This window comes from Weeksella virosa DSM 16922 (genome assembly GCF_000189415.1).
Lineage (GTDB): Bacteria > Bacteroidota > Bacteroidia > Flavobacteriales > Weeksellaceae > Weeksella > Weeksella virosa.
Genome location: NC_015144.1, coordinates 1,998,900 through 2,022,663, shown reverse-complemented (window position 1 = coordinate 2,022,663; position 23,764 = coordinate 1,998,900). Strand labels below are relative to the sequence as shown.

Here is a 23,764-nt window from a genome sequence, read left to right as displayed (position 1 = left end):
TAAGTTTATTGGTATAATAAAATCCGATTCATTTTTGAATCGGATTTTTTATAGCATTGTTTTTTTTTGTTTCTTTAGCGCGCAATGTTTACAGCACGTGTTTCACGTATTACAGTTACGCGTACTTGCCCTGGATACGTCATTTCATTTTGGATTTTATCCGAAATCAAAAACGACAACTCAGCTGCTTTGGCATCATCAACTTTTTCACTTTCGACCATTACACGTAATTCTCTACCGGCTTGTATAGCATATGCTTTTTCTACTCCATCAAAATTCAATGCAGTAGTTTCTAGATCTTTTAATCGTTGAATGTAAGATTCTAATACTTGACGACGTGCTCCAGGTCTAGCACCTGAAATAGCATCGGCCACCTGTACGATTGGTGCAATTAATGATGTCATTTCTATTTCATCGTGGTGAGCACCAATTGCATTCACAACGTCTGCATTCTCTCCATATTTTTCTGCCCATTGCATTCCTAAAATTGCGTGAGGCATTTCTGACTCTTGCTCCGGAACTTTCCCAATATCATGCAATAAACCTGCTCGTTTTGCTAGTTTTGCATTCAGACCTAGTTCTGCGGCTAGTGTTCCGGCAATATGAGCTACTTCTCTAGAGTGTTGCAGCAAATTCTGCCCATACGAAGAACGGTATTTCATCCTACCTATTATGCGAACCAAATCTTTGTGTAATCCATGGATACCTAGGTCGAGAATTGTTTTCTTTCCTACCTCGATAATTTCATCCTCGATTTGTTTTGTTGTTTTGGCAACTACTTCTTCGATGCGTGCAGGATGTATACGACCATCGGTCACTAATCGGTGCAGTGACAGGCGAGCAATTTCTCGTCGAACAGGATCAAAACATGATAATATAATTGCCTCTGGTGTGTCGTCTACGATAATTTCTACACCTGTAGCAGCTTCTAGTGCACGAATATTTCTACCTTCTCGCCCAATAATTCTACCTTTTATTTCGTCCGATTCTATATTGAAAACAGATACTGCGTTTTCGATTGCTTGTTCTGTTCCGATTCTTTGAATTGCTTGTATAACAATTTTTCTTGCTTCATTTCTAGCGTTCAACTCGGCTTCTTCCATTATTTCCTGAATATGAGCCTGAGCTTTAGTTTTGGCTTCGTCTTTCAGAATTTCCATCAACTCTGCACGTGCTTCATCTGCAGAAAAATGAGAAATTTTCTCTAATGTTTCTACTTGTTTTTTGTGCATAGAGTCTACCTCTCGTTGTCGAATATTCAGCTTTTCTGTGCGTGCTTTGATGTTTCCTTGCTCAGCTTTCAAGCCATCTTTAGCTTTTTGCACTTCGGCTAAATCACTCTTTACACGGTCTTCGCGTTCTTTTAGTCTGAATTCTTGATCAGCAATTTTTCTTTCGCGCTGATTTACCGACTCTTCGTGTTTTGACTTTAATTCTAAAAATTTCTCTTTTGCCTGAAAAATCTTCTCTTTCTTAATGTTTTCTCCTTCTTTTTGTGCTTCTTTAATTAAAGCATCGGCTTGCTGTTTTGCTTGTTCGATGAGTAATTGATTCTCTTTATCAACTGATTTTTTCGATAAAAAGTATCCTATTGCAGCACCGACCAATAAAGCAATTACGCCAATTAATACTTCCATAGTTGTTTATAGTTTCTGATATAAATAAAAAAAAAACCTACATTAGTCATCTAATTGCGTTAACTCCTGAAAACAGGATTTGAGTTAGTCCGCCAGTCAATAATCCGCTGTCAATATAAAATTGTACCCTAAGGTTGCGGCCCGCTTTCCGGACGGTGTTCACTCGGTAACATAATAAGTGTTGAGTTAACCAAATTGCTAGAACTAATGTAGGAATATCGGTTGCACCGTAGTGCAAAAAGAACTTCTCGTTTGTTTATTATTTGTTTGCCAAAGTTTCGTCTATTCTTTCTACCAATTCATCTATTCGATGGTGAGGAATAGCTTCTACATTTTTAGCTTCTCGTCTTGTTTTGAAATCTTTTATCGCATATTGTATCAATGCCATAGCCAATCCGTCTTGTTTATCAGATACTGCATACTCTTCTTCAAACAACTTCAACGTATCATTTATTTCTTTTGCAGCTAACCGAGCAATCTCTTCATCTTCTAAGAGAATCGTCAGGGGATATTGTCGCCCAGAAATGGTTAATTTTATACGCTGCGTACTCATGATTGTCTATTTTTTATTTGAGCAATACATGCATCTACTTCTTTTATCAATTTATTCATCCGGAGTTTCATTAGCTTTTTATACTCCTGATTCCCTCCCATGGCGTTCATCATCTTTAGATGAGTCACTTGGTCTGATAAGGCGATATTTTCTGTTCGTGTTTCTTTTAGTTTCTCTTTCAGCAAATCAATTTCTTCCTGTAAAGAATCACGCTCTGATCGTATATTTTCATAACGCTCAACAAGGGCTATAATTTTAGCTTCTAAATCTCTGAATCCTAAAGTTTTATTCCCCATTGAGAGTTTGGTTTTGTTCTAGCTCTGTATGCAAATTTAAACTTTTTTTAATATGAGTACAACTTTTAAACTGCGTTTTCTAAAATTTCTTCTTATTTATTTCGATTTAAAACATTTTCACGTATATTCTTTATCTTTTTCCAACTCAAACTATCCATCATACTAACTATATTTTCTTTAGGTTTATACCTGAAATAATCGAATGTTTTAACAATATTTTTATATTTGCTATCCGACTAACAAATTTAGACAACATCTTATGAAACTAAATTACAGAAAAGTATTTGTGTTGACAACTCTTTTGGGTTTGGGTTTTGTTTTCGGACAAAAAGAAGCTTTTCCACCTTCTGACTCTTATCCTAAGGGTGATTTTATCAATCCATTAACCATTACCAATTACCTTTCTGGAAACTTTGGAGAATTACGTACAAACCACTTTCATTCTGGCTTAGATATTAAAACGCAACAACGAGAAGGCCTGAAAGTTTTGGCTGTCGGAGATGGATACATATCGAGAATAAATGTTTCACCAACAGGCTATGGTAACGCTCTGTATATCGATCATCCGAACGGATACACAACCGTATATGCTCACTTGCAAAGTTTTCATTCTCATATTGATGAATTTGTTAGGAAACATCAATATCAACAAGAAAAATTTGCTGTAGAAATTTATCCAAACCCTAATGAACTTGTAGTAAAACAAGGAGATTTAATTGCTTTGAGTGGCAACACTGGAGGTTCTGGTGGACCACATTTACACTTCGAGATTCGGGATACAAAAACAGAAGAACCTATCAATCCATTTTTTTTCGGTTTCGATGTTCCCGACACACAAAAACCGCAACTTTCTGCTATGTATGTTTACCCCCTAAACGGTAGTGTAAACGGCAAAAAATCAAGAGTTATGGTGTCAGCAGGCTCTACTGTAAATGCAACTGGAAAAATAGGTTTTGGTGTAAAAACGTATGACCGACACAATGGAGCACATAATAATAACGGCACATATCAGATATCGATTTTTGTAGATAATGAGCAAATTTATGGTTTCACGGCAGAACGTTTAGCTTTTGATGAAACGAGAGCTATAAACTCGGTATGCGATTACGAGGATATACAAAAGAATAATAGTTGGGTATATCAATCAGCGATAGAAAAAGGAAATCCCTTACGGTTATTTTCTAATGTGAAAGAATACGGAACCTTGACCCTAGAAGACAAACTTTATACTATAAGAATAGTGGTTTCGGATTATGCAGGGAATCAGACTAGTAAGTCTTTCAGGGTAAATGGTAAAGCGCTTTTCGAGGAAGAAAAGCCAAACAAAGAAGGTGAAACAATGTTTTGGAATCAAGAAAACGAACTGGTAACAGAAGATATGGCCTTGTTTTTTCCTCAAGGTGTTTTCTATAGCGATTTTCAGTTATCCTACCGAAAAGAAAACGATAAGCATTTTGTTGGTGACTATTATACGCCTCTGCATACGCGTTATACAATGAAAATGAGACCACCCGAATCTATTTCTGTGGCACAATTAGACAAGGCAGTTATCGTACGCCAATATATGAGAAGAGGTAGTTGGCGAAAAGAATACCTCACTACAGAACTGAAAAATGGACATCTAATTGCCGAACCAAGAGATTTTGGTAATTTTTCGGTAGAATTGGATCTTACAAAACCAACCATTACACCACTAAATATAAAAGAAGGTAGTACATTTAGCAACTCGAATTACCTTATAAAATTTAGGATAAAAGATAATCAATCGGGGATAAAAGAATATAAAGCCTATGTAGATGGAAAATGGATTTTAGCCGTTTACGATAAAAAAAATGATTTACTCAGTATAGATTTAAATAAAGAAAATGTGTCTATTGGCACTCATAATATAGAATTAACCGTGCAGGATGAAAAAAACAATATTGCAACTTACTCAGCTAACTTCTCTAAGAGCTCTTAGCACTTTAGGAGTTTTTCTTATATCGAGCACTCTGTTTTCGCAAACAGCTAACATCAAAGGAAAAATAGTCGATGAAAATCATTTACCTTTAGAAGATGTTGCGATCATGGTTGGCGATCAGGAAGTGTATTCGGATATGGACGGAAACTTTCTTATCGAAATTCCATCCAATACCGATGTCGTTTTCACGGTGACCGCAGACGGTCGTTTGCCGTATAAACAAACCCTGAAATTAGGTGATCATCTTACCAAAGAAATTTTTGTAAAATTGGTTGAAGACCCGAAATCGAGGATCGAATTACAAGGTGCAGAAATTACCTTTCAACGCAGAACAACGCCTTTGCAAAGTGTAGCCTTAAGTGCAAAACAAATGACCGAAGGTCCAAGCCTCACAGGCGGAGTAACCGATATTCTAAAAACCTTACCCTATGTAAGCTCTAACACAGAATTGAGTTCACAGTATATGGTACGTGGAGGAAATTATGACGAAAATCTAGTCTATGTAAACGGAATGGAAGTTTACCGCCCACAACTTATCCGTTCTGGAGAACAAGAAGGACTAGGTTTTGTAAACCCGAACATGACCCAAAATATCAACTTCTCTGCAGGTGGTTGGGAAGCCAAATATGGAGACAAAATGTCATCTGTTTTAGATATCATCTATAAACAACCCACCCAATTCGAGGGCCAATTCGAGGCAAGCATGATGGGCGGAAGCTTAACGCTTGGGCATGGTACTCGCGATAGAAAGCTTTCGGCAATTGTAGGTGGACGTTATCAAAACAGAAACCTCATCCTTAATACCCTAGATGGCGACACAGATTTTACCCCTCAATACTATGACATTCAATCTTTTATAAATTATCAACTAAACAAAAAGTGGAATATAAATTTTTTAGGGACATTTTCTAAATCTCGGTACGAAATGAAACCTAATACACGAAATACGTATTTCGGCGGTTTTGAGAATCCCCTCCTTCTCACTATTCACTATAACGGAAAAGAAGACGATAAATTCCAAACAGAGACCGGAAATTTACAATTCAATTACAAAGCAAATGAGAAACTCGATTTAGCCGTAGATTTATTTGCTTACCACTCGAAAGAACAAGAATACTTTGATATACAAGGCGCTTATCTTATTTCTGAAGTTGACACGGACGGAAATCCGACGCAAACCTATGATGTTGGCTCGCAGATAGATCATGCACGTAATAATTTTGATGTAGTTGTAGCAGGAATGCAACACAAAGGAAAATACAAATTAACGCCAAATAATACCATAGAATGGGGTGTGAAATATCAACAAGAAGATATTCGAGACCTATTAGGCGAATGGCAAGTTTTAGATTCGGTTGGATATTCTGTTCCCAATCAACCCAATAATTTAGAACTAAACTATAGTGTGAATGCTAAAAATCACCTCAAAACAAATCGTTTTTCTGGTTATGCCCAATATGCCACAAAATTCAATTGGAGCAATGCCAAAGTAATGATCAATGCAGGTGTTCGTGCTACATACTGGGATTATAATGAGGAACTCAACATCAGTCCGCGTGCACAAATTGCTGTAAAACCAGATTGGGATACCGATATGCTTTTCCGTTTTGCAACTGGTATTTACTATCAACCGCCATTCTACAGAGAAGTTCGTCGTTTAGATGGTACGTTGAATGATGAAGTAAAATCTCAACAATCAATTCATTTTATCTTAGGCAATGACTATGAATTTAAGATGATGGACCGTCCGTTCAAACTAACCACAGAGGTATATTATAAACTTTTCAATGACCTTAATCCATACTTCGTAGACAATGTTCGCATTCGTTACCAAGCCAATAACAATTCAGAAGGTTATGCTTATGGTATAGACGCTCGTTTGTTCGGTGAATTTGTACCAGGTGTAGATTCGTGGTTTTCGGTTTCCTATGCAAGAGCTTATCAAAACATCGACAATCGTGGTGATATTCCATTGCCAACCGATCCTAGATTCAAGGTTTCAGCATTCTTCCAAGACTATATGCCTATTCTCACCTCATTCAAAGTCAACGTAAATTTTGTATATGCTGCTGGTTTACCAATGAGTGCACCACAGTTTTCAGACCCGTACAAATATCAAGAAACTCTCAATGATTATAAAAGGGTAGATATTGGTTTTGTAAAAGAATTCATCAACCAAAAAGACCTACTACCAAGAAGTAGTTTCTGGCAAAATTTCAAAGAGGTTTCGGTAGGATTAGATGTATTTAATATTTTCGATATCCGAAATGAAATAAGTAACAGTTGGATACGCGACGTTCATTCGACAAACGTTTATTCGGTTCCGAATCGATTAACAGGACGCTTTTTCAATGCTAAAATGAATATAAAATTTTAACGACTCCCCTCAAATATGACATCCTTCTACGGAAGGATGTTTTGTTTTATGACAAATCGTCACGAAAATCGAAATGGCAGACTATTTGAAATTTTTACAAACACATAAAATAAAATAAACATGTCAGAGCATACAAACCCTCAAGAATTTGAAAAAGAAGAAATCTTAGATCAAAATCAAGATAGCCAAACCGAACAATCATCCAAACAAAATACATCTTCAGAAGAGCATTTCAATGAACTTTTACAAAAAGAAAAAGACCAATATCTCCGATTATTTGCAGAGTTTGACAACTACAAGAAACGCACAAACAAAGAACGCATAGAAATCTCCAAAACCGCCAATAAAGAAGTCATTTTGGCATTATTACCCGTTTTGGATGATTTTCAGCGGGCTTTACCTACTATTGAAGAAACGGCTGATGAAGCAACCTTTAAAGGAGTTGAACTTATACACCTCAAAATTATAGACATCCTCCGTAAAAAAGGTTTAAAGCCAATGGAAGTGAACGTTGGAGACAATTTCAGCACCGATATTCACGAGGCGGTTACTCAAATCCCAGCAGCATCAGAAGAAATGAAAGGTAAGATTGTCGATATCATCGAAACTGGCTATACGCTGAGTGATGTTGTTATTCGATACCCGAAAGTTGTTGTAGGAATGTAATAGAAAAGAAATGAGCAAGAGAGATTATTACGAAGTATTAGGCGTTGATAAAACAGCCACGTTAGATACCATCAAAAAGGCATACCGAAAGTTAGCCATCCGATATCATCCCGATAAAAATCCTGGAGACCAAGAAGCAGAAGAAAAATTTAAGGAAGCCGCAGAAGCATATGAAGTGTTGAGTGACGATAGTAAACGTTCTCGCTACGACCAATTTGGGCATGCTGGCATGAGTGGTGCTGGCGGATTTGGTAGAAGTGGCGGGATGAACATGGAAGATATATTCGCACATTTCGGCGATATTTTTGGCGGATTTGGTGGGCAATCTAGAGGACCACGAAGAGTACGTGGTACAGATTTACGCATCCGAGTGAAAATCAATCTAGAAGAAATGGCTAATGGGGTTGATAAAAAAATTAAAGTAAAACGACTCAAGCAAGCCGAAGGAGCCACTTCTAAAACTTGTCCGACGTGTAACGGAACAGGACAACAGGTACGGGTAACCAACACGTTTCTGGGTCAAATGCAAACCGCAACAACTTGCAACACATGTCAAGGAATAGGAAAAGTTGCAGACCATATTCCACCTGGAGCCAATAATCAAGGTTTGATAAAGGTAGAAGAAACATTAGACATAAAAATCCCTGCTGGTGCTCGTGATGGGATTCAGCTACAAGTAAGAGGGAAAGGTAATGACGCTCCTTTTGATGGAATCCCTGGTGATTTGATTGTTGTGATCGAAGAAATCGAACATGATAAATTAAAAAGAGATGGTAATAATTTACATTATGATTTGTATATCTCTATACCAGATGCTATTTTAGGTGGATCTAAAGAAGTGCCTACAGTAAACGGAAAAGTGAAAATAAAAATTGATAAAGGTACACAATCTGGAAAAGTTCTACGCTTAAAAGGGCAAGGTTTACCTGATGTCAACGGTTATGGAAAAGGCGATCTATTCGTACATGTAAATCTATGGACACCCGAAAAAATAACCAAAGAGCAAGAACAATTTTTCGATAAAATGCGAGATGATAAGCATTTTTCTCCTGACCCTGAGAAACAAAATAAATCGTTTTTCGATCGTGTGAAAGAAATGTTTAATTAAATATAAAAAAAATCCACTCCCTTGGGAGTGGATTTTTTTTTACACTATATTTCTCTTTAGTTTTCTTCTGGATGATAAGGTTTTAATGTCTTGTAAATTTTGGCACAGTTAAATTGTATTGTACTGCCAACATTCTTATTACTACAATTACTCCACCTGAAACAAAGAAGGTAATATTCCTACTGATATCAAAAAATTCTAAAATCACATAAATAATTGCTCCCATTAAACAAGCAGAAGCGTAAATCTCTTTCCGGAAAACAACCGGTATTTCATTGATCATCATATCTCTAATTACGCCTCCCATTATTGCGGTAAACATACCCATAATGATTGCTACAATTGGACTTACACCCAAGTTCAGTGCCTTCTCTACACCAACGATCGTAAACAATGCTATTCCCAAAGTATCAAACAACATGAAAGTTTTGCGTAACTTCAAAAAGAATTTATAGAAAAGTGCAGCCATGATAATACCAAGCATAACTGCGTAGAGCATATTGACGTCTTTTATCCAAGAAATTGGGAATGATCCCAACAATACATCTCGAATTGTTCCGCCTCCGATGGCTGTAACAAAAGCTGTAAAAGTTACTCCGAACCAATCTTTACCAGACTTTTCATCGGCTGCTAAGGCACCTGAAATTCCGTAAAAAAATATACCAAAAATCTCAAAATAGTACTGAATTCCCATTGCACTTCATTTTGTTTTTGCTTGATAAATTGATCTACAAAATTATTAATTCATCTTCATTCCTTATATATTTTTCTATCCAATCATTAAATAAATCTTTATAAGCAATCTTGCAGTGGAATTCTCTTAAAAAAATTTTGTAATCTACATTGTAGAAATGAAATACTGATCAGAAATAGTTCATTTTATAATCGAATTAAAAAATTCTACAGATTTTTCTAGCACCATTTCTGGATTATCTTTATAAGAAGTGTGTGATGCATTAGGAACAATAAGAACAGAGCTTTCACCAGAAACATTTTCTACAATTTTTTTCACCTGCTTCATGGATCCAAATTCGTCTAATTCTCCTTGTATGACTAAAGTTGGACACGTAATTTTCTTCAGGAATACTTCTATATTCCATGTTTGGAAATTTTTATTGGTCCTAGTTTCTGTCCAAGACCTAAATAAAGCATCTGTTTTTATTGCCGTGATATTTTTCTAATTTTTGTTTTAGACTAGTCGTTTTGTACGATTCTTTTGCTTTGATAATGCCTCCTATAGTGATTGTTTCAACAAAAACATGCGCACCGACAACCGCAATTCCTTTTATTCTATCTGGATATTTTCCTGCGGCGATGAGTAAAATTGATGATCCATCACTGTGACCAAATAAATAGACCAGATCGAGCCTCGAATAATCTAGAAGCGAAATCAATAAATCTGCTTCCTTTTCCAGATAGTTTTGATCTCTTTTTTCTGTTAGAAATCCTGCCGATTGTCCATATCCGAAACGATCATACATCAAAACATTACAGTTGGTCATCTTCCCGATTTTTTCTGGAAATCTCGCCATAATGTAATGCAGCCTAGAGAATCGTGCAGAAAAATTATTGTAGAACGATTAGGATCTGTTGCTATTTTTTTTGTGCGTTTTTATCCAAATTGATCTGTTGTATCATTTTACAGGCAATATTTTAGGGTTAACAAAAAGCAAGAATGTATCCACTTCTTAGGATGATGCATTCTTGCTTTGTTTATCACACTAATGTATAAAACTCGATTAAAATTCTAATCCGATTTTTTTGTCCAGTCTTTCAAATCACCAAGTACAAAGGTATGTTTCCCGTTTTCGGCAATTTTGGTATATGTTTCTAGTAGTTGGAAGAATTTTATATTCTCATGATCTTTCATCAAGTCAGCAGCATTCTTCAATGCACGGGCAGTTGCTACCGTTGTACGGGCATTTTCTAAATCAGCTTTTGCACGAATTTTCGACTCGAGATGTTTGGCAAATAATTGTTGAATGTTTCTCGGGAAAGTAATATCTCGTAGATTAGCTTCTTCTATTCTTATACCAAATTGCGCAATTTCTTCCTCTATTTCTTTCGTTTTGAAATCCGAAAATTCCATCCTTTGCTCATTTACACTTTCACTGTCCAAGGCCGCAATTCTATTGCGCAATTCTAGTTGTACTATGCTATGAATTTTATTTTCTGCTTCGTACCATACTTCTTCCATAGGACGATCGAGTGCAAAACTATCTAGAAATTTTTTTCCATCTTCCACAATATACCAAACATAAAAAGAAAAACGAAGAGCAACATTATCTTTTGTTAGTACTTCTTGGTTGGTTATTGTTAATAATTTTGGAGTATTGGGCAAAATATATACTTGTGTTTCATTATTCAAATCCCAAAATTTGTAAATCCCAGCTTGCAACGTTTTTTCGTATTGATGATTACGGTAAAAAAAACCTGTTGTATTTGGTTTTACTTCATATTTCTTTCTAAATATTGACATCTTTTCTATGATTATAAAATTAATAAATAAGGGAAGAAATCGAAATCAAGGGAAATTGTATTGAGTCGAGAAGCCCGACGGTATCCTACAATTTGCAAACTTTTTCCCGATGGACGAAACTGTCCACTCTTCCCTATTCAACATTGTTGTATATGGCAAAATGCCCTGCGACCACGCGAATTGGGAATCGAACCCGCATAGAACCAAGCTCCGCAATACCCTGTTTTTTATTTGCTGGTCCTATAGTTTATAGAAACAGGTGGCGGTTATTTTATATTGTTTTTTCTTGATCTAACTTATAAAGTTCTTTCGAAACACAAATTTTATACCAAATATAATACTTCTCAATACTAAGTACTGAATTGTACAAGTTTTTTTAAGAGAAAATGTATAATCTATATATTGTACGATTGATTTGGTAGATATATTTTCGGTGATGAACTTTTAGAAGTTTCATAATTTGTTTTACAAATAGCGCTCGCTTTCTATTTTTTTACCAAAAAAATAATGCACTAGAAAACGTGCTTCCCAGTGCATTATCTATTAATATTTAAGCTTTCAGAAAATTTTCTTGTTGCCATGCCGGATTCGGGTACTCATAGAATCCTTTCCCCGATTGTTGTCCCAAATTTCCTTTGTCAATAAACTCGATTTTCAATTTATGGGCAAGCTTATGCATAAATTCGGCGGGATTATTTTTCAGAACGTTATAATTGGTATTCATTCCGGTGATATCCAGAATTGCCATAGGACCAATTGGAGCACCTGTCGCAATCATCCATGTTTTATCAATCGTTTCTGGGTCAGCTACATCATTCGCCCACAAACTAAGCCCTGCAACTAAAAGAGGAACCAAAAGTGAATTGAGGACATAGCCTGCTCTTTCTTTTTTTAGCTCTATAGGTAACATATTGATTGCTTTGGCAAATTCTACCATCTTGGTAAAAATCTCTGGACTTGTATCGCTCGAACCCATTATTTCTGCTATATTTCTCACCAAAATATGATTAGCAAAATGCAAATGAATATACCGATCGGCACGCCCAGTAAAATCTTTAATACGACTCGGCAACAAGGTTGATGAATTGCTTGCAAAAATGGTTTTCTCAGGAGCATATTTCGAAACTTCTATCCAAAAACTTTCTTTGATTTCTAAACTTTCTGGGATAGATTCTATCAATAAGTCTGCGTCTTGTAGTGCTTTTTCTAAATCATGACTAAACTCTAGATTTAATCTTGTTTGCTCGATCTGCTTTTCGTTTGCCTGCAAATATTTTTGGTATTCTAACAATAAAGGCTCGAAACGTGTTTGTGCTTCTTTCAGTGCTTCTTCTTTCAAATCATAAATTACGGTATCGAATCCATAAAAAGCTGCTTGTGCTGCAATTTGCAAACCTAAAATTCCACTTCCGGCGATGACTACTTTTTTGATTTTTATTTTAGACAAATCGGCTTTCGGGACAGCTAAAAAATCTTCTTGTTGCCATGCAGCATTAGGATATGTATAAAACCCCTCCCCTGTAGAAACTCCTAGTTTGTTGGGTTTGATAAATGTTTTCTCGAGGATATCCACTACTTTTTGATCATCTTTTTTACCTTGTTCGACCTGTAATTTATATATATTGTATGGCGTTGTAAGTCCAATAATATCGTACAAAGCCATCGGACCGGTTGGTGCACCTGTGCCTTTCATCCAAGCTTTATCGATATATTCTGCTGTAGTAAATTGGCCTAACCACAACTGCAAGGCTGCACTAAGAAACGGACTGAGCATTGAATTGAGAACATAACCTGGTACTTCTTTTCTCACAACAATCGGAACCATCCCGATGTTTTTTGCAAATTGCTCGATTTCTTTTCGCACTTCTTCTTGTGTTGTAGAATGTGACATAATTTCGGCAGTATTATGAAGCCATATCCGATTAGCAAAATGGAGATTGAGAAACTTTTCGGGTCTTCCTGTATATGCTGCGAACTGGCTCGGTAATAAAGTAGACGAATTACTCACAAAGATTGTTTTCTCTGGTGCAATTTTTGCCAACTGCTGATAAAACTCTGTTTTGATCTGAATATTTTCCGGTATAGATTCGATGAGTAAATCGGCATTTTCTATTGCTTTCCTCAAATCGGATGAATATTCTATATTTTCTTTCGCTGTTTTTATTTGCTCATCCGTTGCCTGCAAATCTGCTCTAAAATTTTTGGCTAACTCCTCGAATTTAGCTTTTGCTTTGTCTAAAATTTCTTCACTAATATCATAAACCGTAACATGAAATCCATGAAAAGCTGTCTGAAAGGCAATCTGATAACCTAAAACTCCACTACCGGCTACGGTAACATTTTTAATATTTCCTACCATATTTTTATTCTAACGTTTAGTATTATTATTTTCAATTTCAATATCAATTTACTACTTTTTGATAAGATTTGAAGAGTTTTAAATATTAAATAACCATTAAACAAAAGCCTGTAAAGATTTTTTTATTGATATTTCTTGTATAAAACCTATTCACAATTACCATCGATAGAACATTGTTCTCCAGTAGAAATCTCGAGTTTGGTTTCTGGGTTTTTTTCTCGCCATTCGGCGAATGCTTTTTCTAGTGTTTGGACAAATGCTTGCGGTGGCTGAGCACCAGAAATACCGTTTTTGCGATCGAACACAAAGAAAGGCACACCGTTTATACCTAAATTCTGAGCTTCTTGTATATCTTGATTCACCAAATAGGCAAAACGATCATCGGATAAAGCTTCATCTATTTCGGTTGGCGATAATCCGATTTTTTTACCTAATTGCGAAAGAACCTCGAGGTCAGCAATGTTTTTAGAGTCGATGAAAAAAGCCTGAAAAAAAACTTCTTCTGCTTTATCTCCTATATTTTTTTCTTTGGCCTTCTGGATTAGTCTATGCGCTTTGAAAGAGTTTACCATTATTGCTTTATCCAGCTGATAATCTAGGCCAACAGCTTTTGCCGATTGTGTTACATGTTGCAACAGTCCCTCGACCTGTTCTATAGACATTCCTTTTCTTTTCGCTAAATAATCGGCTTGCGAATCAGCTGCGATATCTGGTAAGTTGGGATCCAATTGGAAACTTTTCCATTCGACTTGTACGTGATTTTTATCTTTGAATTTTTCTAATGCTATTTCGAAATTACGTTTGCCAATATAGCAAAATGGACACATGATATCGCTCCAGATTTCTATCTTCATAACTATTTTGTTCTTTATTTTTTTAATTCTTTTTACTTTATAAATTTACTGATAATAAAATACAAATCTTGCTCAAAAAAACGTACGTATTTCGTTGAATTACAAATATTTTACTAATAAAACTTTAGCAAAATTAATTTGATGATTCTTAAGGACGTTTTTTGTGAGGTGGTTTTACTTTTTTATGAGGAGGTTTTACTTTGTACTTTTTTTGATGACCAGGTGCAAAAGGTTTAGCAGATTTTGTCCCGTATACTTTTTTCTTTTGTCCCGGTGGCATTGATTTGTGTTTTTTCGGTTTCGAGTCATAATGATGATGAACGGTGCAAGCCGAAAACATTGAAGCTATAAATACAAACCCAATAATTCTTATCCAAATTTTCATAGTGCAACTATTTATAATACTTATTCTTGATATGCCTTCTACATAATCTGTACCATTACCATTATTTTTTATAGAGTTTAATGAAAAAGCTTTTTATTATTGCTACTTAAATTAATATTTTTTTATCTGTAATTAACTCTTACTCTACAGTTTTACTAGTTAGAAGATTCTACTACATTTGCTTGAATGACAAATATTAGGTCTAGAAATTCTTATTGAAAGTTATTCTTGTGTTATTTTTATATTTTATTTAAACTAATTAAAAATAATGATTATGAAAAAAGTTTTTCCTCTTTTGGTTCTTTTGCCTTTTGGGATGAAAGCACAAATGTTTACCGAAGTCAATACTAATCTAAAAAATTATTATTATTCTTCAGCTGATATAGGTGATTTTGATGGAGATGGATTTCTGGACGTAATTATGAACGGAGCAATTGACAGTGATATGAGCGGTGATGTGGATAAGACACATAATGAGATTTACCGAAATAACAATGGAGTTTTCGAACTTTATGGTGAATTGGGTGATAACTCTACACATTTGGGTGATATTAAGTTTATAGATTTTGATAATGATGGATTGTTAGATGTTGTATCAACAGGTCTCAGTTATAGAGATATAGTGAATTATCAACAATATAGATTTCGCAACAACGGCAATGGCTTTGAGATGATAAAAAATATTCCTGGAAAAATATATGGGTCTATAGAAGTGTTTGACTTCAATCATGACGGAAAACAAGATTATGCAATAAATGGAGTACAGTTTATTGATGGTAAAGGCTTTGTGTATAAACTAGATTTATATACCAATACTGGCAAAGACTTTAACATAGAACATGGTTGGTTACCAGGAACACAAAACGGAAGTTTCAAAATTCTTGACCTCAACAACGATAATTTTCTCGATGCTGCAGTATTCGGCTATGATGAAAACCAAGAGCCAACCTTCACTATCTATAAAAACAATCAAGGCACATTAGAGATTTCTCAGAAACTAAATGGTATAATTGACGGGAAATTAGCATATGCTGATTTCAATGCAGATGGTTTTTTAGATTTAGTTGTTACAGGTACAGATGAGGACTCGAACGAATATTTATCTGTTTTGTGGAATGATGGCAATGGTTTTTTCACTCCAACCGTTATCAATGACGAAGGATTAAATGGAGCTAGCGTTGATGTTGGTGACTTGAATAACGATGGATACTATGACTTTATCATAATCGGGAACGATGATAATTATGAAGGTCATGTAAAAATATTTATTTACTACCCCGATGAAGAAAATTTTAATAAAGCTTTGGATACAGGTTTATACAATTTGGGAAGCAATGGAACAATACGTTTATTTGATTTCAACAATGACAATCATTTGGATGTGTTGATGTCTGGCTTTGACTGGTCTGATCCCGATATGCCTTCCTTGAACAAATTATTTGAGAACACCTCTGCCGAAAAAAATCTACCACCTACTCCACCAACAAACTTATACCTTGAAAAAAATAATAATAAATACTATTTCTCTTGGGAGGGTGCAACCGATGATAAAACACCTACCAAAGCATTAAGATACGAAATAAACGTTGGTTCTTCATCTGGATCACATGATATAGCAAAATATATAGTTACGACTCCGTCATGGTTTTTAGAGCTAGATGATAATCATGAAAATATTTATTGGAGTGTGAAATCTATAGATTCATCGTTTAGCTTTTCTGCATCTTCTAAAGAAAATCTCTCAATATCGAACATAGGAAAATCTCATCAGATAAAAGTATATCCTAATCCATCATCAGAAAAAATATACATTGAGGCACAGAACATTACATCAGTCAACTTATATGATTTACAAGGTTCTAAAATAATGATAAAAATGAATAATGATAAATCTATAGATATTTCTGACCTAGAAAACGGTATGTATATCCTAAAAGTAAAAATTGATGATAAAACATTTACAAAAAAGATTATAAAGAAATAATTTTTTTGTCAGAAAAAAGACTCTACAATCGATAGAAAAAAAAAGTCGAACCGAAAATAAAATAGCGACATTCGCACGTCGCTATTTTATTTTCATCCTCAAGTGTAGAGATGAGAAATTATCTGAATTTAGAAAAATCACGTTTTCTTTTTTCTAAAAATGCATTTCTTCCTTCTTCTGCTTCTTCAGTTCCATAAGCAAAACGTGTTGTTTCTCCAGCGAATATTTGCTGTCCGACCAAACCATCATCTATTAAGTTGAATGCATATTTCAACATTTTTATAGCTGTTGGCGATTTGGTTAATATTTCCTGAGCCCAGTCAAAAGCAACTTGTTCTAGCTCATCGTGTGGTACTACCAAGTTTACCATCCCCATATCGTATGCTTCTTGTGCAGAATAATCCATCCCAAGGAAAAATATTTCTCGTGCTCTTTTTTGCCCAACTTGTCTGGCTAAATATGCCGAACCATAACCTGCATCAAAACTCGCAACATCGGCATCTGTTTGTTTAAAGATTCCGTGCTCTTTAGAAGCCAAAGTCATATCACAAACCACATGTAGCGAGTGTCCACCACCAACAGCCCAACCATTTACCACCGCAACAACTACTTTGGTCGAAAACCGAATAAGGCGCTGAACTTCTAGAATGTTCAAACGTCCTATACCATCGCTTCCTTCATAGCCTTTCTTACCACGAACACGTTGATCACCTCCAGAGCAAAAAGCCCATCCTCCATCTTTTGGCGATGGTCCCTCGCCAGTGAGTAAAATTACACCAACTTCTCGATCTTCTTCTGCCAATTGAAAAGCATCTAACAATTCGAAAACAGTTTTTGGTCGAAAAGCATTTCGAACCTCCGGACGATTAAAAGCAATTCGCATAACACCATCACATTTCTTGAACGTGATATCTTCATATTCCTTTACAGTTTGCCAATTTATTGTGTTCATATAATATGTTTATTTCTCGATTACACCAAGTCTTCTCAAAATCTTCAGGTCGTAACTATTTGCTTTGTATTTTGGTTTTTTGATAAAATGCTTGAAATTATCCAGTGTACCAAATTCATAATTTATTCGTACAACTGGACGCCCCTTTTCGAATTGCGTAATCGGAATTTCCGAAACACATTTGCTGACTACTTTTCCTTCCATATCAAGCAACCCAAACTTTATCAAATAATAATCAGCTGTCCCAAAATAAGGATAACGAGCTAAAATATCTGGTCGTTCTACTTTGATTTTGGTCTTCTCGCCCATCGTGAAATATCCATTACCGATCGACAACATATAATGCCAATCGAACGGAATAACTATTTCATTTTGTTTGTTGATTGCTCCCCATTTCCCGTCTTTAGCGACACCTGCAAAACCATTGTTAAAATCGCTACATCCGTCATATTCGATTGGTATTACAACTTCATTTTGCTCATTGATATATCCCCATCGCTCATTCAATTTAACGGCACACAAACCATCGAAAAAATCAGAAGTCAAATCGTATTCTAACGGAATAATCACATTTTCTTCTGTATCGACAAATCCCCATTTACCGTCTTTTACAACTCCATAACGACTATTATTTGCCGGAATTATTTTATCATAAACCAAATCGAAAATTACTTCTCCATCGGGATTAATAAGTCCATATTTCTGATCTTTGCTCACTAAACCGTGGTGCAACTGATTGAAAACCGTTATCTGAGGCCACGTCGTTTGATCATTATGAATTTGAGGATTAAACTGATCTACTTCACTTGGTACTAACTTCATTGTTTTTTCTTTCATTTTATTGTAGGGTAAAGATATAATTATTTTAATTTTGATTGAATAATAGCGAGCTTTAAAATAAATACTATTTCTCGAATTTCCTCCAAATTTATATGACCAAAGCCCATTCGCATAGCCGAAACATGCTGATTCTGATACAGAATATGTTGCGGGATGAACAATTTCAGTTCTTTTGCACTTTCTTTTAATTTCATTAGATTTATTGGATTGATGAATTCTAACCAAACTGCCAATCCACCACTAGGCAATGTAAATCGGACTTCAGAAGCTAATTCTCTTTCTAATAATTCGGCCAAAAAATCACGTCTTTCTTTATAAATTTTATTTGCTTTTTTCAGATAACGATGTATATTCCCTTCTTCGATCAATTCGCCCAAAACCTGCTCCATCAGTACATCTCCTTGGCGATCGAGAATGTTGAGATATTTCTTGGTTTCGAGAATGAAATCTTCTGGTGCTACCATAAAACCAGTCCGAAAACCTGGCGCCAATGATTTACCGAAAGAACCGATATATACTACACGCCCATATTGATCGGCACTTGCTAAGGGTAAAAGTGGATGTCGATCGAAATGAAAATCATAATCAAAATCATCCTCTAAAATGACAAATCCATACTTTTCGGCCAACTCTAGTAAAGCAATTCTTCTTGCAGCACTCAAGGTTACAGTTGTCGGATAATGATGATGTGGCGTTAAATACACCATTCTGACTGTTTTTTCCTCACAAATAACTCGTAAAGCATCCACATCCAAACCTTCTTCATCGACAGGAATCGTCTTTACTGTTACTCCTTTCTGATTGAATATCATATTCGGAACATAATAACTTAATGCACCCACAATGACAATATCTTTTGGTCGAAGAATAATCTCAGTCGCAATGTAAATGCACATTTCTAGACTTCGAGTAATGGTTATTTGGTTGGACGATATATGTAAACCTCGTGATAAATTGAGATAATTGCTAAGATTTTTCCGGAAATAAAGATTACCATTTATAGATGTTTGAGCAAAAGAAAATCGATTAGTTTTCCTATTCAAATTCGAAGAATAAAGACGCGAACTTAGTGCCACTTCCGTTAAACGAATATCAGGCAAACCATCGTTCAGACTCAATAAATTATCTTCATTATCTGCAGGGAAATCTAATACGGTCGACTTATCGAACTGAAAACCGCATTGCGATGGATAAAGTTGTAATGATGCATTTTTTGGCTGAAAACGAACTTTTTCATGTTCTAGTTTTGCCATAACAAAACATCCCACGTTGGGGGTAATTTCTATCCAACCTTGTGCTTCTAATTCATCATAGGCTTTTACGATTGTATTTCGATGTACTTTGAGTAAACTACTCATCTGTCGTGTACCAGGCAATCGGTTCCCATGTAGCAAAAACTGGCGTTGAATTGCATTGATTAATTGTGTCGATATTTGTAAATAAATGGGTGTTTTACTTGTAGAATCTAATTGTACAAGCGATTGTATCGGGATTTCTACCGGACTACTCATATTCTATAAACTGGCACCTTCTTATAGTACGGCAAGATAGTATTTTTGTGGCGAAAAATAAAAATAGAACATGAGAAAAGTAATATGTACTCTTACAACTCTTATTAGTACATTGGGATTTGCTCAAATCCCGCAAGATACCATACAGGTAAAGGAAGTTATTATTAGTAGTAACCGATTTCATACCCCTTTATCTAAAGAAAACCGTAATGTCAATGTAATTACACGTACAGAGATTGAAAAATTACCTGCAAAAACTCTACAAGAAGTATTGCAATATGCCAATGGTGTAGATTTGCGTCAGCGAGGAGTTTTCGGTTCACAAGCCGATATTAGCATGGACGGAGGAAGCTTCGAACAAACATTGGTTTTGGTAAACGGAGTAAAAATATCTGATCATCAGACGGCTCACAATGTATTGAATTTACCGATACCTGTAGAAGCAATTGAACAAATAGAAGTGGTACGAGGTCCAGCTGCACGTGTGTATGGGAACAATAGTCTTACGGGTGTTATCAACATCATTACACGAAAACCTCAAAAATCGGGTATTTATGCACAGACGTATTTCGGTACCAATTTTGATGAAAATGTTGAAAAAACTTCCGAAAACTACAGTGCAAGAGGAGTACAATTAGGAGGTGCTATTTATCAGGAAAAACATCAACATATGTTGTTTGCATCGCATGATAAAAGCAATGGATATAGATACAATACTGGTTTCGAAAACAACAAACTATATTATCAAAATCAAATCCAACTCAATGCAGACAATAATTTACAGACCAGTTTAGGTTATGTGAAAAATGGATTTGGTGCGAATGGTTTTTATGCAGCTCCGGGCGATAAAGATTCTAAGGAAATTGTCGAAACGTTTATTGGGGCACTTCAATCCAACCATAGAATAAACGATCGATTCACACTGAAACCACAAGTAAATTATCGATATAATTTTGACGATTATCGATACCTAAAACATCATCTAGACAAGGCAAGAAGCAAGCATTATTCTAACGCAATTGGGGCAGAAGTCAATTCGACCTATCAATTATCAAAAGGAATACTTGGGTTTGGTGTCGAATATAGACACGAGCAAATCAACTCGACAGCCATTGGGGAACATACCCGAAACAACCTTGGTGTTTATGGTGAGTACAAAGTAGATTGGACCGAAAAATTCAACACCAATTTAGGTTTTTACACCAATTATAATAATAAATATGGTTGGCAATTTTTCCCAGGAATTGATATGAGTTACCAAATAGTAGAAGGACTGAAATGGGTAGGGAATATTGGTAGTAGTCAACGTATTCCCTCTTTTACAGACCTTTATCTAGACCAACGACCAGGCAATATCGGAAACCCCAATGTCGTACCAGAAAAAGCATTTCAGACAGAAACAGGTTTCAAATGGGCTAAAAATAGATTTTCTGCAGAAGCCTTCTATTTTCATCGAAAAATTAATGATTTTATCGATTGGGTTCGTTTAGATACAAGTGAACCATGGCAAGCAAATAATTTTGGTAATTTAAAAACCAATGGTGTAAACATTAGAACCAATTATTTATGGCGTTTAGATCAAAACAAGTCGATAAATTTTAATCTAAGTTATGCATACTTGGATAGCAATTTCACCCAAGTTGCAGATGAATATGCTTCAAAATATAAGATAAATAGCCTAAAACATCAAGTAACAAATATGATAAGATTTTCGATTGCCGATTTCTCTTTGGGTGTAACAAATCGTTTCCACGAGCGATATGCGGGCGATTCTTATTGGGTTACGGATGCAAGGATGAGTTACCGTCTTAAGGAACATCTGACATTTTACCTAGACGGTCAAAACATCTTCAAAGCCGAATACCGAGAGGTTGGTGCAATTCCTCTCCCAACCCAATGGTTTACAATCGGAGTCAAGTTTCTTAATTTTTAATAGCCTAACGACAAATTGAGAAACTAAAAAAAACGTCTTAGCGTTGCTAAGACGTTTTGTATTTTGGATATAAAAAATATTTATTTTTTGTACAATACAGTAACACCTTGCTGATTAGGTAAGGTTGGTCTTGTAGGCTCAGCCGTAACAATCCCTTTTTTTTCCTTTTTCAAGTTATCTAAAAAGAAAGGTATCCAAGAAATTGCAAAGGTGGCTAAGAATATAATTCCCCAAAATCCACAAATAGCAATCGTTAAAAAGAATAAGAATCCTAAAAATTGAATCATAGCTCCTAATATTTTATAAAGACAAATGTATAAAAATAAATTTTAATATAAAACTAATACTTATCACTTTCTTTAGCGAGAACAGTTTCTTAACTTTGTCTAAACTCAATAAAAATCATAAAAAAACAAACAATGGAGTATAGAATAGAAAAAGACACCATGGGTGAAGTAAAAGTACCTGCTGATAAATATTGGGGTGCTCAAACAGAACGCTCTCATAACAACTTTAAGATTGGGGAAGAAGGTTCTATGCCGCATGAAATTATCGAAGGTTTTGCATACCTAAAAAAAGCAGCTGCTTATGCAAATGCTGAGTTGGGTGTTTTACCAGAAGAAAAACGAGACGCAATTGCTGCTGTATGTGATGAGATTCTGGCCGGGAAACTAGACGATCAATTCCCGTTGGTTATTTGGCAAACTGGTTCGGGTACACAATCGAATATGAATGTAAATGAAGTAATTGCTAACCGCGCACAAGTTCTGGCCGGACACAAAATTGGTGAAGGTGAACCAGTTCTCAAAGCCAATGACGATGTAAATAAATCTCAATCATCGAATGATACCTTCCCAACGGGGATGCATATAGCTGCCTACAAAGCAGTAGTAGAAATCACAATTCCAGGCATAGAACAATTACGCGACACTTTAGAAAAAAAATCTAAAGAGTTCATGTCAGTTGTGAAGATTGGTCGTACGCATTTAATGGACGCAACGCCGATTACTTTGGGGCAAGAAATTTCAGGCTATGTTGCTCAATTGAATCATGGGCTAAAAGCTCTAAGAAATACTCTCCCACATTTATCTGAGTTGGCCTTGGGCGGAACAGCAGTAGGAACTGGTCTTAATACTCCAAAAGGCTATGATGTACTGGTTGCAAAATACATTGCCGACTTTACGGGTCATCCATTTGTAACTGCGGAAAACAAATTCGAGGCGTTGGCTGCACACGATGCTATTGTAGAAACTCATGGAGCATTGAAACAACTTGCCGTGGCACTCAATAAAATTGCCAACGATATTCGTATGTTAGCTTCTGGACCACGTTCGGGTATAGGAGAAATCCATATTCCAGAAAATGAGCCAGGTTCATCGATTATGCCTGGTAAAGTAAACCCTACCCAATGTGAAGCACTCACCATGGTAGCTGCACAAGTAATGGGGAACGATGTTGCAATCACAATCGGGGGTACACAAGGCCATTATGAGCTGAATGTTTTCAAGCCGATGATGGCCGCCAACTTCTTACAATCGGCAAGATTATTAGGAGATGCATGTGTTTCTTTCGACTTGCATTGTGCACAAGGAATAGAGCCTAACCACACAAGAATCAACGAGTTACTAGAAAACTCTCTTATGTTGGTAACCGCACTCAACACCAAAATTGGCTATTACAAAGCAGCAGAAATTGCACAAACTGCACACAAAAACGGAACAACTCTGAAAGAAGAAGCGGTTCGTTTAGGTTATGTAACTGCAGAAGATTTTGATGCTTGGGTGAAACCAGAAGATATGGTTGGGACACTGAAATAATTTAGTAGCAACCAAATCGTGTATACAAAAATAGCTTCATTAATGCATGAAGC

21 protein-coding genes are annotated in these 23,764 nt (G+C 35.7%); 7 read left to right on the top strand and 14 right to left on the bottom strand.

The window, feature by feature from the left end; all coding sequences use genetic code 11:
* Positions 1-74: 74 nt before the first annotated feature.
* The 3 genes from rny to WEEVI_RS09685 all read right to left on the bottom strand — a co-directional run bounded on the left by rny (position 75) and on the right by WEEVI_RS09685 (position 2,486).
* Positions 75-1,637 carry a ribonuclease Y gene (gene rny / locus WEEVI_RS09695; protein WP_013598963.1) on the bottom strand — a complete coding sequence of 521 codons (1,563 nt, stop codon included), beginning with the start codon at positions 1,635-1,637 and terminating at the stop codon, positions 75-77.
* 259 nt (positions 1,638-1,896) lie between these two features.
* A complete protein-coding gene (locus WEEVI_RS09690; protein WP_013598962.1) occupies positions 1,897-2,190 on the bottom strand; it encodes a cell division protein ZapA in 294 nt (97 codons plus the stop codon).
* Positions 2,187-2,486 (bottom strand): hypothetical protein, encoded by a 300-nt coding sequence (locus WEEVI_RS09685; protein WP_013598961.1) that lies wholly within the window; start codon positions 2,484-2,486, stop codon positions 2,187-2,189. The genes WEEVI_RS09690 and WEEVI_RS09685 overlap by 4 nt, the downstream gene beginning before the upstream one ends.
* Positions 2,487-2,745: 259 nt before the next feature.
* On the opposite strand from WEEVI_RS09685, the gene WEEVI_RS09680 reads away from it, so the two are divergent.
* The 4 genes from WEEVI_RS09680 to dnaJ all read left to right on the top strand — a co-directional run bounded on the left by WEEVI_RS09680 (position 2,746) and on the right by dnaJ (position 8,597).
* Positions 2,746-4,446, top strand: coding sequence for a M23 family metallopeptidase (locus tag WEEVI_RS09680; protein ID WP_013598960.1), 1,701 nt, complete (start codon positions 2,746-2,748; stop codon positions 4,444-4,446).
* On the top strand, positions 4,394-6,823 hold the full coding sequence (locus tag WEEVI_RS09675; protein ID WP_013598959.1) for a TonB-dependent receptor plug domain-containing protein: 2,430 nt from the start codon (positions 4,394-4,396) through the stop codon (positions 6,821-6,823). The genes WEEVI_RS09680 and WEEVI_RS09675 overlap by 53 nt, the downstream gene beginning before the upstream one ends.
* A 120-nt stretch (positions 6,824-6,943) precedes the next feature.
* Positions 6,944-7,489, top strand: coding sequence for a nucleotide exchange factor GrpE (locus tag WEEVI_RS09670; RefSeq protein WP_013598958.1), 546 nt, complete (start codon positions 6,944-6,946; stop codon positions 7,487-7,489).
* A 10-nt stretch (positions 7,490-7,499) separates the two neighbouring features.
* Positions 7,500-8,597, top strand: coding sequence for a molecular chaperone DnaJ (dnaJ, locus tag WEEVI_RS09665; protein WP_013598957.1), 1,098 nt, complete (start codon positions 7,500-7,502; stop codon positions 8,595-8,597).
* Between the two features lie 82 nt (positions 8,598-8,679).
* Here the strand turns inward: dnaJ and WEEVI_RS09660 are convergent, their stop codons facing one another.
* From WEEVI_RS09660 to WEEVI_RS09635, 7 genes are all read right to left on the bottom strand, one after another.
* On the bottom strand, positions 8,680-9,291 hold the full coding sequence (locus WEEVI_RS09660; RefSeq protein ID WP_013598956.1) for a trimeric intracellular cation channel family protein: 612 nt from the start codon (positions 9,289-9,291) through the stop codon (positions 8,680-8,682).
* 180 nt (positions 9,292-9,471) lie between these two features.
* The gene (locus WEEVI_RS11415) at positions 9,472-9,678 is read right to left on the bottom strand and encodes a PhoPQ-activated protein PqaA family protein (protein WP_260181954.1); all 207 of its coding nucleotides are present in this window, start codon (positions 9,676-9,678) and stop codon (positions 9,472-9,474) included.
* Between the two features lie 58 nt (positions 9,679-9,736).
* On the bottom strand, positions 9,737-10,129 hold the full coding sequence (locus WEEVI_RS11410; protein WP_197718581.1) for an alpha/beta fold hydrolase: 393 nt from the start codon (positions 10,127-10,129) through the stop codon (positions 9,737-9,739).
* Between the two features lie 215 nt (positions 10,130-10,344).
* Positions 10,345-11,076, bottom strand: coding sequence for a slipin family protein (locus WEEVI_RS09650; protein ID WP_013598955.1), 732 nt, complete (start codon positions 11,074-11,076; stop codon positions 10,345-10,347).
* Positions 11,077-11,626: 550 nt separating this feature from the next.
* A complete protein-coding gene (locus tag WEEVI_RS11580; RefSeq protein ID WP_013598954.1) occupies positions 11,627-13,435 on the bottom strand; it encodes a 3-hydroxyacyl-CoA dehydrogenase in 1,809 nt (602 codons plus the stop codon).
* Positions 13,436-13,581: 146 nt separating this feature from the next.
* Positions 13,582-14,289: a DsbA family oxidoreductase gene (locus WEEVI_RS09640; RefSeq protein ID WP_013598953.1), complete on the bottom strand. Its 708-nt coding sequence runs from the start codon at positions 14,287-14,289 to the stop codon at positions 13,582-13,584.
* A 148-nt stretch (positions 14,290-14,437) separates the two neighbouring features.
* Positions 14,438-14,674, bottom strand: a complete 237-nt coding sequence (locus WEEVI_RS09635) for a hypothetical protein (protein ID WP_013598952.1) — start codon at positions 14,672-14,674, stop codon at positions 14,438-14,440.
* 274 nt (positions 14,675-14,948) lie between these two features.
* Between WEEVI_RS09635 and WEEVI_RS09630 the strand changes: the two genes are divergently transcribed.
* Positions 14,949-16,658 carry an FG-GAP-like repeat-containing protein gene (locus WEEVI_RS09630; RefSeq protein ID WP_013598951.1) on the top strand — a complete coding sequence of 570 codons (1,710 nt, stop codon included), beginning with the start codon at positions 14,949-14,951 and terminating at the stop codon, positions 16,656-16,658.
* 118 nt (positions 16,659-16,776) lie between these two features.
* Here the strand turns inward: WEEVI_RS09630 and WEEVI_RS09625 are convergent, their stop codons facing one another.
* Genes WEEVI_RS09625 through WEEVI_RS09615 form a run of 3 tightly spaced genes read right to left on the bottom strand, consistent with a single transcriptional unit; the run spans position 16,777 to position 19,961 of the window.
* Positions 16,777-17,610 (bottom strand): 1,4-dihydroxy-2-naphthoyl-CoA synthase, encoded by an 834-nt coding sequence (locus WEEVI_RS09625; RefSeq protein WP_013598950.1) that lies wholly within the window; start codon positions 17,608-17,610, stop codon positions 16,777-16,779.
* Positions 17,611-17,619: 9 nt separating this feature from the next.
* The gene (locus WEEVI_RS11025; RefSeq protein WP_052295774.1) at positions 17,620-18,447 is read right to left on the bottom strand and encodes a WG repeat-containing protein; all 828 of its coding nucleotides are present in this window, start codon (positions 18,445-18,447) and stop codon (positions 17,620-17,622) included.
* Positions 18,448-18,470: 23 nt separating this feature from the next.
* Complete coding sequence (locus WEEVI_RS09615) at positions 18,471-19,961, bottom strand: aminotransferase-like domain-containing protein (protein ID WP_013598948.1); 1,491 nt, start codon at positions 19,959-19,961, stop codon at positions 18,471-18,473.
* A 70-nt stretch (positions 19,962-20,031) separates the two neighbouring features.
* Here WEEVI_RS09615 and WEEVI_RS09610 point away from each other — a divergent pair, with 70 nt between their 5' ends.
* Complete coding sequence (locus tag WEEVI_RS09610; RefSeq protein ID WP_013598947.1) at positions 20,032-21,894, top strand: TonB-dependent receptor plug domain-containing protein; 1,863 nt, start codon at positions 20,032-20,034, stop codon at positions 21,892-21,894.
* Positions 21,895-21,974: 80 nt separating this feature from the next.
* Here the strand turns inward: WEEVI_RS09610 and WEEVI_RS09605 are convergent, their stop codons facing one another.
* Complete coding sequence (locus tag WEEVI_RS09605; RefSeq protein WP_013598946.1) at positions 21,975-22,181, bottom strand: hypothetical protein; 207 nt, start codon at positions 22,179-22,181, stop codon at positions 21,975-21,977.
* 132 nt (positions 22,182-22,313) lie between these two features.
* Between WEEVI_RS09605 and fumC the strand changes: the two genes are divergently transcribed.
* Positions 22,314-23,711 (top strand): class II fumarate hydratase, encoded by a 1,398-nt coding sequence (gene fumC, locus WEEVI_RS09600; RefSeq protein ID WP_013598945.1) that lies wholly within the window; start codon positions 22,314-22,316, stop codon positions 23,709-23,711.
* Positions 23,712-23,764: the final 53 nt, after the last annotated feature.